The sequence below is a fragment of the Ottowia beijingensis genome (assembly GCF_042680925.1).
In the GTDB taxonomy this organism is placed as follows: domain Bacteria; phylum Pseudomonadota; class Gammaproteobacteria; order Burkholderiales; family Burkholderiaceae_C; genus Ottowia; species Ottowia beijingensis.
Window position 1 is genome coordinate 20,448 of sequence record NZ_JBHUEP010000007.1, and the last position, 12,657, is coordinate 33,104.

Below are 12,657 nucleotides of genomic sequence, written 5' to 3' on the forward strand. Positions count from 1 at the left end.
ATACAACCACGACAGGAGACTGAAACCATGCGCTTTTCCATCCGCCGCCGCCAGATCATGATGGCCGCATCCGCCTGCGCGCTGCCGCTGGCCGTGCGGGCGCAAGCCGGCTGGCCCGGCAAGCCGGTCAATATGATCGTGCCGTTTCCGGCCGGTGGCGGCACCGACGCCTTCGCGCGCCCGCTGGCGGCGCAGTTCAGCAAGCTGACCGGCCAGACGCTGGTGATCGACAACCGCGGCGGCGCCGGCGGCACGCTGGGCGCCTCGGTGGCGGCCAAGCTGCCGGGCGATGGCTATCACCTGTTCATGGGCGGCGCGCACCACATGGTGGCGCCCAGCATGTACCCCCGGCTGGATTACGACATCGAGAAGGACTTCGTGCCGCTGATCCAGGTGGCCAGCGTGCCGCAGGTGCTGGTGGTGAACCCCAAGCGCGTGCCGCAGGCCACGGCGAAGGAGCTGATCGAGCACCTGCGCAGGAACCCGGGCAAGATGAACTACGCCTCGGCCGGCGCCGGCTCGGTGCACCACCTGGCGGGCGAGCTGTTCAAGATCCAGACCAGGACCTTCATCACCCACATTCCGTACCGCGGCGCCGGCCCGGCGCTGCAGGACCTGATCGCCGGCACGGTGGACATGGCCTTCGACGGCCTGGGTTCGTCGGCCGGGCACATCGCCGGTGGCCGCATCAAGGCGCTGATGGTGGCGGGCGACAAGCGCAACCCGGCCATCCCCGACGCGCCCAGCGCCGCCGAGGTGGGCCTGCCCGACTACAAGGTGAGCACCTGGTACGGCATCTGGGCGCCCAAGGGAATGCCGGCGGATGCCCAGGCGGCGGCCATCGAGGCGATCCGCAAGAGCGTGCAGGCCGACGAGGCCAAGGCCGTGTGGGACAAGCAGGGCGCGGCCTTCCCCAACGTGGCCGGCCCGCAGTTCGCGCAGCTGATCCACGGCGAAATCCGCAAGTGGGCCGAGGTGGTGAAAGCCTCGGGCGCCAAGCTGGAGTAGCGCTTGGCAGGCCACGTAGCGCTGGACAGCGACGGCGACGGGCGCATCGCCGTCGTCACGCTGTCCCATCGCACCAAGTTCAATGCCATGTCGCGCGCCATGTGGCGCGAGCTGAAGGACGTGTTCACCCGCATCCAGGCCGCCACCCACTGGCGCTGCGTGCTGCTGCGAGGCGCGGGCGCGCACTTCTGCGCCGGTGGCGACATTGCCGAGTACCCCGACTTCCGCTTCGACGTCGCGCAACTGCGCGCCTTCCACGAGGACGCGGTGTGGGGCGGCCTGCAGTCCGTGCTGGATTGCGACGTGCCCATCGTCGCCGCCATCGAGGGCAACTGCATGGGCGCGGGGGTGGAGATCGCCAGCGCCTGCGACATCCGCGTTGCCGCCGACGACGCCAAGTTCGGCGCGCCCATTGCCAAGCTCGGCTTTCCGATGGCGCCGCGCGAGGCGCAGCTGGTGGCGCGCGTGGCCGGCGAGGCCACGGCGCGCGAGCTGCTGCTGGAGGCCGCCGTGCTGGGCGCGCCCGAGATGAAGGCGCGCGGCTTTCTGCACCGCGTCGAATCGCCAGAGCATCTGCAGGCCCATGCGCTGGAGCGCGCGCGCCGCATCGCCACGCTGGCGCCCCAGGCAGCGCGCCTGAACAAGCAGACGTTTCGGGCATTGAATCAGGCCTCAGCGCCCGTGGATACTGCGCAAGCAGCTATTGATAATATAGTAAAAAGCGCCTATGACTACGCCGACAGCGCCGAGCACCGTGAAGGCATCGAAGCCTTTCTGAGCAAGCGCCCGGCACGTTTCTGACTTCGATTCCCGTCCCATCCGCCATGCCCAACCAGAACCTTTTTTCCGCCCTGCGCGCCGCCTTTCCCGCCGACCTGGACAGCATCGCCGTCGAGACCGACAACGGCCTGGCCTACTCCTGGCGCGATCTCGACCGCGCCACTGCCATGGTGGCCAACCTGCTGCAGTCGCTCGACATTCCGAAGTCGCAAGATGGCGTGCCGCCGCGCGTGGCCGTGCAGGTCGAGAAGTCGGTCGAGGCCATGGTGCTGTACCTGGCCACGCTGCGCGCGGGCTTCGTGTTCCTGCCGCTCAACACCGCCTACCAGAGCGCCGAGATCGAGTACTTCATCGGCAACGCCGAACCGGCGGTGGTGGTGTGCACGGGCAAGAACTTCGCATGGGTCAGCCAGATCGCCTTCCAGGCCGGCACGCGCCACGTGTTCACGCTGGACGACGACCGCAGCGGCAGCCTCTTGGCCCGCGCCGCGCACTGCAGCGACCGCCAGACGCCGGTGCAGAAACGGGCCGACGACCTGGCCGCGATCCTGTACACCAGCGGCACCACGGGCCGCAGCAAGGGCGCGATGCTGTCGCACGGCAACCTGCTGAGCAACGCGGTGATGCTGAAGGACTACTGGGGCTGGGTGGCCACCGGAGGGTCTGAAGGCCGAGGCGACGTGCTGATCCACGCGCTGCCCATCTTCCACGTGCACGGCCTTTTTGTCGCCATTCATGGCGCGCTGCTCAACGGCAGCAAGATGCTGTGGCACGGCAAGTTCGATCCGAAGAAAGTCATCGCCGATCTGCCGCGCGCCACCGTGTTCATGGGCGTGCCCACGCTGTACGTGCGCATGCTGGCCGAGCCTGCGTTGACGAAGCAGCAGGCGGCGCACATGCGGCTGTTCATCAGCGGCTCGGCGCCACTGCTGCTCGAGACCTTCAACGAATGGCGCGAGCGCACCGGCCACACCATCCTCGAGCGCTACGGCATGAGCGAGACCATCATGCTCACCAGCAACCCGTACAGCGCCGACGGTCGCTATCAGAACCAGAGCGAGCGGCGCGGCGGCACGGTGGGTTTTCCGCTGCCGGGTGTCGGCGTGCGCGTGCGCGACGACGCCGGCCAGCCCGTGGCCGAGGGCGAGATCGGCAACATCCAGGTGATGGGCGAGAACGTGTTTTCGGGCTACTGGCGCATGCCCGAGAAGACAGCCGAGGAGTTCACCGCCGACGGCTGGTTCAAGACCGGCGACGTGGGCCTGCAGGACGCGCGCGGCTACGTCACCATCGTCGGCCGCAGCAAGGACCTGATCATCAGCGGCGGCTACAACGTGTATCCGGCCGAGATCGAGGGTTACCTGAACGACATGCCGGGCGTGGCCGAGAGCGCCATCGTCGGTGTGCCGCATCCGGATTTTGGCGAGGTGGGTGTGGCGGTGGTCATCGCCAAGCCGGGCGCCAGGCTGGATGCCGATGGGCTGGTTGGTGCGCTGAAAGCGAAACTGGCCAACTTCAAGATTCCCAAGCGCTGCTTCATCGCCAGCGAACTGCCGCGCAACACCATGGGGAAGGTGCAGAAGAACCTGCTGCGCGACCAGTACAAGGCGCTGTTCGACCGGTCGTGACTGACGGCGTTGGCTGACAGGGGGTGCGCGGGGGCGCGGGTAAACTCGTTGCCGAACGGCCGCCTTGTAGCAGGCCAGAAGAACACACACTACGCGAAGGAAACTGCATGTCGCTGCGAGCACTGCTTTTGCTGATCATCGGCGCCGCCATCGTGGCGTTCATCGGCGTCAACTGGACGGCGATGACCATGCCGACCGACCTCAACCTGATCTTCACCGAGATCCGCGCGCCGCTCGGCTTGGTGCTGCTGGGCCTGATGGCGCTGCTGTCGGTGGTGTTCGTGGGCCTGATCGCCTACACGCAGGGCACGGTGCTGATGGAAACGCGCCGCCACGCCAAGGAACTGACGGCCCAGCGCGAACTGGCCGACAAGGCCGAGGCTTCGCGCTTCACCGACCTGCGCGCGCACCTGGATAAGGAGGTGGCGCGCTTGTCCGAAGTCATCGACAACCACACGCGCGAAACGCTGGCCCGCGTGGACCGTGCCGAGATGGGGCTGCGTGATCGTCCGGTGGACCTGGAAGTCGGTCGCCTGGTGCAGGCGGTGGAAAGCCACAACCGCGATCTGCATGCGCGCGTCGACCGCCTCGAAATGGGCCTGCGCGAAGGTCTGGCGGGTTATGTGCCAGCGCCGGCCAGCGTGCGCCCCGCCATCACCGGCACGCCGGTGCAGCCGCCGGAAAGCACCGACGAAGACCCCATCGGGACGGCCGTGCCGCGCTGATCGAACCGCGGCCCCTCACTAAACAACAAGGGCTTCAGGTCAAATCGACCTGAAGCCCTTGTCGTTATTGCGCAGGCAGCTATCGAAACAGAAGCGTGCTACAGCCTGGGTGCATCAACGCAGCACCAGCACCGGGATTTCGGAGTGCGTCAGCACCTGCTGTGTCTCGCTGCCCAGCAGCAGGCGCTTGACGCCCTTGCGGCCATGCGAGGCCATGACGATGATGTCGGCCTTGTGCTTCTTCGCGGCGGCAATCAGCGCGTCGGACACCACGTCCGATTTGGCCAGCACGGGCTTGACCTTCACGCCCTTGGCCTCGCCGGCCTTCTTGACGGCATCGACGATCTCCTGGCCGTCGGCGGCCCACTGCTGTTCGACGCGCGAAACGTCCTCCGTCGACAGCGGGATCGAGCCCTCGAAGTAGCTTTGCGGGTAGCGCGGCACGACCTTGAGCGCGATCAGTTCCGCGCCGCACAGGGCAGCCAGGTTGATGGCGCTGTCGACGGCCTTCTTGGACAGTTTGGAGCCGTCGGTGGCGACGAGGATGCGGCTGTACATGATTGGTTCTCCTGAAAATGTGGTGACTCGGGCGCGGCACCGGCATTGATGCTGGGCAATTCACTCCAAGCGCGACGATACATTATCCGTGCAGCGCTCGGCGGCTATTGACTGAAGTCAAGCCCGTGTCAACCAAAGGGTGTACAGTCCACGCCGTGATCCAAGGTGCAAGCGCGATTTCTTCGGCCGCCGTGGCAGGCGAGGCAGCGTTTCCGGAACGCGCTGAGCCGACCCGCGGCGACGCTGCCTGGCAACTGCTCGACGAGCGCGACGAGTGGCTGGAGTTCAGCCGTCCCGTGGGTGCAAGCGCCGGCGACGCCGAACAGGGTGTGTGGGAGTCGAACGTCGTGTTCGAGGGCATGCACTGCGCCGCCTGTGCCGTGACCATCGAGCAGGCCCTGCGCGCCACCCCCGGAGTGCGCGAGGCGGATATCAGCGCCGCTGCACACCGCGGCCGCGTGGTGTGGGACGAGTCGGCCACCAAGCCTTCCGACTGGATGCAGGCGGTGCTGCGCACCGGCTACCGGCCATTGCCGGCCAGCGACGCGTTCGCGGCGGAACGCCGCCAGGCCGAGACGCGCAAGATGATGTGGCGCCTGGGCGTGGCGGGCGTGTGCATGATGCAGGTGATGATGTACGCCACGCCGGAGTACTTCACCAGCGCGGGCGAGATGGAGGCCGACACCGTGCGCCTGCTGCGCTGGGCGCAATGGGTGCTGTCGATTCCGGTGGTGCTGTTCTCGTGCCAGCCGTTCTTTCGCAACGCGTGGCTCGACCTGAAGCTGCGCCGCGTCAGCATGGATCTGCCGGTGGCGCTGGGCATGCTGATCACCTTCGTGGTCAGTTCGCTGGGCACCTTCGAACCGCAGGGCGTGTTCGGGCACCAGGTGTATTTCGATTCGCTCACCATGTTCGTGTTCTTCCTGCTCACCGGGCGCTGGCTGGAACTGCGCCTGCGCGACCGCACGGCCGGTGCGCTGGAGGCGCTGATGCACCGTCTGCCCGACAGCGTGCAGCGCCAGAGCGGTGCCGGCGGCTGGGAGCGGGTGTCGGTGCGGCGCGTGCGTGTGGGCGACGTGCTGCGCGTGTTGCCGGGCGAGGTGTTTCCGGCGGATGGGCTGGTGCTGCGCGGCGAGACTTCGGCCGACGAGTCGCTGCTCACCGGCGAATCGACGCCGCTGGCGCGCGGCCAGGGCCAGCGCGTGATCGCCGGTAGCCACAACCTGACGGCGCCGGTGGACATGCGGGTGGAGCAGATCGGCGGCGACACACGCTACGCGCAGATCGTGGCGCTGATGGAGCAGGCTTCCACCAGCAAGCCGCAGATCGCGTTGCTGGCCGACCGCCTGGCCAAGCCTTTCCTGATCTTCGTGCTGCTGGCGGCGGGACTGGCCTGCATCTGGTGGTGGCCCACCGATCCCGGCCATGCGCTGATGATCGCCGTGGCGATCCTGGTGGTCACCTGCCCCTGCGCGCTGTCGCTGGCCACGCCCGCGGCCATGCTGGCCAGCGCGGGCGCGCTGGCCAGGAGGGGTGTGCTGGTTCGGCGGCTGCAGGCGCTGGAGGCCTTGGCGCAGGTCGACATGGTGGTGTTCGACAAGACCGGCACGCTGACGCGCGATGCCTTCGTGCTGGAGGACCTGCGCTTGCGCGACGGCGTGAGCCGGGCCCAGGCGCTGGCCCTGGCCGCGGCGCTGGCGCGTGACAGCCTGCATCCGGTGTCGCGTGCGCTGGTCGATGCGGCACGGGCCGAGGGGTCGGGCTCCAGCGGAGAAACGCCTGTGCTGGCGGCGCTGGAGGAAGTGGCCGGGCAGGGCGTCAAGGCACGGCTGGCGAACGGCCATGAAGTGCGCCTGGGGTCGGCCGCATTCTTCGGTGTGCCGGTCACCAACGGCTCCGGGCCGAGCAGCCATCTGAGTGATGGGCAAGGTTGGCTGGCCAGCTTTCACTTCCGCGAGGATGCGCGCGACGATGCGCAGGCTTCGGTGGCGGCGCTGAAGGATGATGGCGTGAAGGTGCGCCTGCTGTCGGGTGACCGGCACGACGCGGCGGCGCGCCTTGGCGCGCTCGTGGGCATCGACGATGCGCGCGGTGGCTGCCTGCCGGACGACAAGCTGGCCCTGATGCAGCAGGCCCAGGCCGAGGGTGCGACCGTTGCCATGGTGGGCGATGGCCTGAACGATGGGCCGGTGCTGGCCGGCGCCAACGTGTCGTTCGCGTTCGGCCGTTCGGTGCCGCTGGCGCGGGCGCAGGCCGACTTCGTGGTGCTGGGGGATCGCCTGTCGCTGATTCCCGCATGCCGTGCCAAGGCCCGCCGCACCATGCGCATCGTCAGGCAGAATCTCGGCTGGGCGGCGGCCTACAACGCCATCGGCGTGCCGCTGGCGATGATGGGTTGGGTGTCGGCCTGGCTGGCCGGGCTGGGCATGGCAGCCAGTTCGCTGCTGGTGGTGATCAACGCGCTGCGTCTGTCCTACGATGAGCGGCCGCACGAAAAGGTGCACTGATGGACATTCTTTACTTGCTCATCCCGCTGTCGGTCGTGCTGGTGTTCTTCATTCTCGGCGCGCTCTGGTGGGCCATCTACCGTGGCCAGTTCGACGACGTTGACCGCGAAGGCGAGCGGATTTTCGAGCACGATTGACACACATCAATCAAGCCCGATAATCTGAATCGGGATACTCCAAAAAGTTTTTTCAGGAAGAGGTGGAAATGACATTCGCCAATACGCAAGCCACGGTCTACAACGACAAGGTGGTCAGGCAGTTCGCCGTGATGACGGTGGTCTGGGGCGTGGTCGGCATGCTGGTGGGCGTGATCATCGCCGCGCAGCTGACCTGGCCGCAGTTGAACCCGGGCATTTCATGGCTCAGCTACGGTCGATTGCGGCCGCTGCACACCAATGCGGTGATCTTTGCGTTCGGTGGCTGCGGCCTGTTTGCAACGGCCTATTACGTGGTGCAGCGCACCTGCCAGGTGCGCTTGTTCTCCGACAAGCTCGCGGCGTTCACATTCTGGGGCTGGCAGCTGGTGATCCTGGCGACTGCCATCACGCTGCCGCTGGGCCTGAACAGCAGCAAGGAATACGCCGAAATGGAGTGGCCGATCGACGTGCTGATCGCGCTGGTCTGGGTGTCCTTCGCCGTGGTGTTCTTCGGCACGGTGGGCACGCGCCGGGTCAAGCACATCTATGTGGCCAACTGGTTCTACGGCGGCTTCATCCTGGCCATCGCGCTGCTGCACATCGTCAACAGCGCGGCGCTGCCGGTCGGCCTGTTCAAGTCCTACTCGGCCTATGCCGGCGTGCAGGACGCCATGGTGCAGTGGTGGTACGGCCACAACGCCGTGGGCTTCTTCCTGACCACCGGCTTCCTGGGCATGATGTACTACTTCATCCCCAAGCAGGCCGAGCGCCCGGTGTACAGCTACCGCCTGTCCATCGTCCACTTCTGGGCGCTGATCTTCACCTACATGTGGGCCGGCCCGCACCACCTGCACTACACCGCGCTGCCCGACTGGGCGCAGAGCGTGGGCATGGTGTTCTCGCTGATCCTGCTGGCACCCAGCTGGGGCGGCATGATGAACGGCATCATGACGCTGTCGGGCGCCTGGCACAAACTGCGTGACGACCCCATCCTGCGCTTCCTGATCGTGTCGCTGTCGTTCTACGGCATGTCCACGTTCGAAGGCCCGATGATGTCGATCAAGACCGTCAACGCGCTGTCGCACTACACCGATTGGACGGTGGGCCACGTGCACTCCGGCGCGCTGGGCTGGGTCGGCCTGATCACCATCGGCTCCATCTACTACCTGCTGCCGCGTCTGTTCGGCCAGCGTCAGATGTACAGCATCAAGGCCATCGAGGTGCATTTCTGGATTGCCACCATCGGTATCGTCGTGTACATCGCCGCGATGTGGATTGCCGGCGTGATGCAGGGCCTGATGTGGCGTGCAGTCAACGCCGACGGCACGCTGACCTACACCTTCGTCGAATCGGTCAAGGCCACGTATCCGTTCTACGTGCTGCGCCTGATCGGTGGTCTGCTGTACCTGAGTGGCATGGTGGTCATGCTGTGGAACATGCTCAAGACCATCGCTGCCGGCCGTGTGGTCCAGGTTCAGATTCCCGCGGTCGCGGCCCACGCCTGATCAGAGGAGGTAAGGAATCATGGCAGCAGAAAAAATCACCGGCCACGCCAAGATCGAAACCAACAACTTCCTGATGATCGTGCTGATCCTGCTGGTGGTCTCTGTCGGAGGCCTGGTGGAGATCGTGCCGCTGTTCTTCCAGAAGTCGACCACGCAGCCGATCGAGGGTCTCAAGCCCTACACCGCGCTGCAGGTCGTGGGGCGCGACGTGTACGTTCGCGAGGGCTGCAACAACTGCCACACGCAGATGGTGCGCCCGTTCCGCGCCGAGGCGCTGCGCTATGGGCCGTATTCGGTGGCGGGTGAGTTCGTGTACGACCACCCGCACCTGTGGGGCAGCAAGCGCACCGGACCGGACCTGGGGCGCGTGGGCGGCCGCTACAGCGACGACTGGCACCGCGCGCACCTGAACAACCCGCGCGATGTGGTGCCCGAGTCGAACATGCCGGCCTACCCCTGGCTGGAAAAGAACGCCGCCAACGCCGGCACGATCCAGGCGCACATGCGCGGCCTGCGCACGCTGGGCGCGCCCTACACCGACGAGGAAATCGCCAAGGCGCCGGAAGAGGTGAAGGGTAAAACCGAAATGGACGCCGTCATCGCCTACCTGCAGGTGCTGGGCATTCACCGCAAGTAAGTCTGGTCAAGCATCATCATGGACATCAACCTTCTGCGCAGCATCGTGACCGTGGTGGCGTTTGTCGTCTTCATCGGCATCGTCGCCTGGGCCTGGTCGCGCCGCAACAAGGCGCGGTTCGACGAGGCGGCGCGTTTGCCTTTCGAGCAGGATTGACCCAGTACGGCACAGCCAGCAGGCAAGGAACAAAAAATGAGCGACTTCACGAGCAATTTCTGGTCGATTTTCATCACGGGCATCACGCTGCTCGGCATCTTCGGCTGCCTGGCCCTGTTGTGGATCAGTGGCAAGACCAAGGCCATGACGGCCGCGGACAACACCACGGGTCACGTCTGGGACGGTGATCTGCGCGAGATGAACAACCCGCTGCCGCGCTGGTGGGTGGGCCTGTTCATCATCACCTGCGTGTTCTCGCTGGCGTATCTTTACCTCTATCCCGGCCTCGGTTCGTACAAGGGCTCGCTGGGCTGGACGCAGGTCGGCCAGTTCGAGACCGAGGTGGCGCGTGGCAACGAGCAGACGGCACCCATCTACGCGGCGTTCGCGGGCAAGAGCACCGAGGACCTGGCCAAGGACCCGCAGGCCATGGCCATCGGCGACCGCCTGTTCATGAACAACTGCGCGCAATGCCATGGTTCGGACGCACGCGGCAGCACCGGGTTCCCCAATCTGACCGACGCGCAATGGAACTGGGGTGGCACGCCGGAGCACATCCACGCGTCCATCGCCCAGGGCCGCACCGGCATCATGACGCCCATGGCGGCGGCCGTCGGTTCGTCCGATGACGTGCGCAACCTGGCCAACTACGTGCTCAACCTGTCGAACTCGCCGCACGACTCGGTGCGCGCCAACCTCGGCCGCGACAAGTTTGTGGCGTGCGCCGCCTGCCATGGCGCGGACGGCAAAGGCAACCAGGCTCTGGGCTCGCCCGATCTGACCAGCGGCGTGTTCGTGCACGGCCCCGGCGTCGAGGCGCACATCGTCGACATGATCAACAACGGCAAGACCGGCGTCATGCCGGCCTGGGAAAGCAAGTTCACGCCCGAACAACTGAACGTGCTGACGGCCTACGTGTGGGGCAAGGGCGGTGGCGTGGCCGGTGCCGCACCCGCGGCAGCGGCCCCTGCAACTGCCGCACCGGCTGCTCCGGCCGCCGCGGCGCCTGCAGCCGGTGATGCGGCTTCGGTGGTGGTCGAGAACGGTGTGGTCAAGTTCTTCTTCGCCACCGGCAAGGCCGACCTCGCTGCCGGTGCCGACACGGCCTTGGCCGACGTGATCGCCGGCGTGCAGGCCGGCAAGAAAGCCGTGGTGAGCGGTTTCGTCGACAGCAGCGGCAACGCAGCGCAGAACGAGGAACTGGCCAAGCAGCGTGCCTTCGCGGTGCGCGACCAGCTCAAGGCGCTGGGTGTGGCTGAAGACAGCATCGAGCTGAAGAAGCCGGAGAACATCGAAGCCGGTGCCGGCGCCCAGGCGCGCCGCGTGGAGGTCAACCTCGTGTGAGCGAGCGAGGGGGGCCGCGTGGTCGCCCGACGATTCGGATAACTCCTGATTCGATAGCTGGCAGCGCAGGTCCCATCTTGGTTGGCATCGTTTTGTGCTTGATGTCAACAGCGTGATGGGGCGCGGTGCGCCTCTTTTTTCTGGAGTGACCTGGCTGGCTGCGGGCGATGGATGGCTGACCGCGGCGCGCCAGAGAGGGACGTACTAGACTTCAGCCATCCTTTGTCTCTTGACAGACAGGTTGATGTGAGCAAGTCGCCCCCTTCCGATAAAACCGCTGCTGGCATCGCTGGCGACGAAGTGATGGTGTCTCTGTACGAGGCCCAGAAGAAGATCTACCCGCGCAGCGTGACGGGTCTGTACACCAAATGGCGCTGGTTCTTCGTTTTCGCCACCCAGATCTTCTTCTATGGCATGCCCTGGCTGCAGTGGGGCGATCGGCAGGCCATGCTTTTCGATCTGGATGCACGGCGCTTCTACATCTTCGGCCTGGTCCTGTACCCCCAGGACGTCATCTACCTCGCGGCCATCCTCATCATCTCGGCCATGTTGCTGTTCCTGTTCACGGCGGTGGCAGGACGGCAGTGGTGCGGCTATACCTGTCCGCAGACGGTCTACACCGAGATCTACCTCTGGATCGAGCGCAGGATCGAAGGTGACCGCTCGGCCCGCATGCGGCTCGACGCCGCGCCGATGTCGGCCGCCAAATTCTCGCGCAAGGCGCTCAAGCAGGTCGTCTGGATCGCGTTCGGCCTTTGGACGGGCTTCACCTTCGTCGGCTACTTCACGCCCATCCGCGAACTCGCCGGCCATGTGCTGAGCTGGACGCTCGGTCCGTGGGAAATTTTCTGGATCTTCTTCTACGGCTTCGCCACCTACGGCAACGCCGGCTACATGCGCGAGCAGGTGTGCAAGTACATGTGCCCCTACGCGCGCTTCCAGAGCGCCATGTTCGACAAGGACACGCTCATCGTCACCTACGACGCCAAGCGCGGCGAGCCGCGCGGCGGGAGGTCCAAGAGCGCCGATCCCAAGGCGCTGGGCCTGGGTGATTGCGTCAACTGCACCCTGTGCGTGCAGGTGTGCCCGACCGGCATCGACATCCGCAACGGCCTGCAGTACGAGTGCATCAGCTGCGCGGCCTGCATCGACGTCTGCGACGACGTCATGGACAAGGTCGGCTATCCGCGCGGCCTGATCCGCTATTCCACCGAACACGCGCTGGAACAAGGCTGGGGCGGCAAGCAGATCCTGCGCCACGTGCTGCGTCCCCGCGTGCTGATCTATTCCGCCATCCTGGCGGCGGTCACCATTGCACTGATCGCCAGCCTGTTCCTGCGCACGCCCTTCAAGGTCGACATCGTGCGCGACCGTGCCACCCTGGCACGCCTGGTCGAAGGCGGCAAGATCGAGAACGTCTACCGCATCCAGGTCATGAACGCGACCGAGCGGCCGCAGACCTTCACCCTGTCGGCCGACGGCCTGCCGGGGCTGGAACTGGTCACCGACAAGACCGTCACCATCGACGGCGCGCAATCCCTGTGGGTGCCGGTGCGTCTGCAGCTGCCCTGGGGCACGGCCAACGCCGGCTCGCACGAGATTCACTTCAACGTGCAGGCACCGGGCGTGGGCGAGGTGCGCGAGAAATCCGTCTTCATGGTTCCAAGGTAAG

General features: G+C 66.1%; 12 protein-coding genes. 11 read left to right on the forward strand and 1 reads right to left on the reverse strand.

The features are described from left to right. Positions 1–27: 27 nt before the first annotated feature. From ACFSCU_RS09490 to ACFSCU_RS09505, 4 genes are all read left to right on the forward strand, one after another. The gene (locus ACFSCU_RS09490; RefSeq protein WP_180551053.1) at positions 28–1,008 is read left to right on the forward strand and encodes a Bug family tripartite tricarboxylate transporter substrate binding protein; all 981 of its coding nucleotides are present in this window, start codon (positions 28–30) and stop codon (positions 1,006–1,008) included. Between the two features lie 3 nt (positions 1,009–1,011). Beyond that, positions 1,012–1,809, forward strand: a complete 798-nt coding sequence (locus ACFSCU_RS09495; protein WP_180551054.1) for an enoyl-CoA hydratase/isomerase family protein — start codon at positions 1,012–1,014, stop codon at positions 1,807–1,809. A gap of 23 nt (positions 1,810–1,832) precedes the next feature. Then, complete coding sequence (locus tag ACFSCU_RS09500; RefSeq protein ID WP_180551055.1) at positions 1,833–3,416, forward strand: malonate--CoA ligase; 1,584 nt, start codon at positions 1,833–1,835, stop codon at positions 3,414–3,416. A 107-nt stretch (positions 3,417–3,523) separates the two neighbouring features. Then, complete coding sequence (locus ACFSCU_RS09505; RefSeq protein ID WP_180551056.1) at positions 3,524–4,141, forward strand: LapA family protein; 618 nt, start codon at positions 3,524–3,526, stop codon at positions 4,139–4,141. A 114-nt stretch (positions 4,142–4,255) separates the two neighbouring features. On the opposite strand, the gene ACFSCU_RS09510 is transcribed toward ACFSCU_RS09505, so the two are convergent. Then, positions 4,256–4,699, reverse strand: coding sequence for a universal stress protein (locus ACFSCU_RS09510; RefSeq protein WP_180551057.1), 444 nt, complete (start codon positions 4,697–4,699; stop codon positions 4,256–4,258). Positions 4,700–4,854: 155 nt separating this feature from the next. On the opposite strand from ACFSCU_RS09510, the gene ACFSCU_RS09515 reads away from it, so the two are divergent. The 7 genes from ACFSCU_RS09515 (at position 4,855) to ccoG (ending at position 12,656) form a co-directional block, all read left to right on the forward strand. Then, on the forward strand, positions 4,855–7,206 hold the full coding sequence (locus ACFSCU_RS09515) for a heavy metal translocating P-type ATPase (protein WP_377560539.1): 2,352 nt from the start codon (positions 4,855–4,857) through the stop codon (positions 7,204–7,206). Continuing rightward, a complete protein-coding gene (ccoS, locus tag ACFSCU_RS09520; protein WP_180551058.1) occupies positions 7,206–7,343 on the forward strand; it encodes a cbb3-type cytochrome oxidase assembly protein CcoS in 138 nt (45 codons plus the stop codon). Before ACFSCU_RS09515 ends, ccoS begins: the two co-directional genes overlap by 1 nt. 68 nt (positions 7,344–7,411) lie before the next feature. Continuing rightward, positions 7,412–8,848: a cytochrome-c oxidase, cbb3-type subunit I gene (gene ccoN / locus ACFSCU_RS09525; RefSeq protein ID WP_180551059.1), complete on the forward strand. Its 1,437-nt coding sequence runs from the start codon at positions 7,412–7,414 to the stop codon at positions 8,846–8,848. A 19-nt stretch (positions 8,849–8,867) separates the two neighbouring features. Then, positions 8,868–9,485: a cytochrome-c oxidase, cbb3-type subunit II gene (gene ccoO, locus ACFSCU_RS09530; protein WP_180551060.1), complete on the forward strand. Its 618-nt coding sequence runs from the start codon at positions 8,868–8,870 to the stop codon at positions 9,483–9,485. 18 nt (positions 9,486–9,503) lie between these two features. Continuing rightward, positions 9,504–9,641, forward strand: a complete 138-nt coding sequence (locus ACFSCU_RS09535) for a cbb3-type cytochrome oxidase subunit 3 (protein WP_180551061.1) — start codon at positions 9,504–9,506, stop codon at positions 9,639–9,641. A 36-nt stretch (positions 9,642–9,677) separates the two neighbouring features. Next, positions 9,678–10,985 (forward strand): cytochrome-c oxidase, cbb3-type subunit III, encoded by a 1,308-nt coding sequence (gene ccoP / locus ACFSCU_RS09540; RefSeq protein ID WP_180551062.1) that lies wholly within the window; start codon positions 9,678–9,680, stop codon positions 10,983–10,985. Between the two features lie 303 nt (positions 10,986–11,288). After that, positions 11,289–12,656: a cytochrome c oxidase accessory protein CcoG gene (gene ccoG / locus ACFSCU_RS09545; RefSeq protein WP_180551063.1), complete on the forward strand. Its 1,368-nt coding sequence runs from the start codon at positions 11,289–11,291 to the stop codon at positions 12,654–12,656. Position 12,657 lies beyond the last annotated feature (1 nt).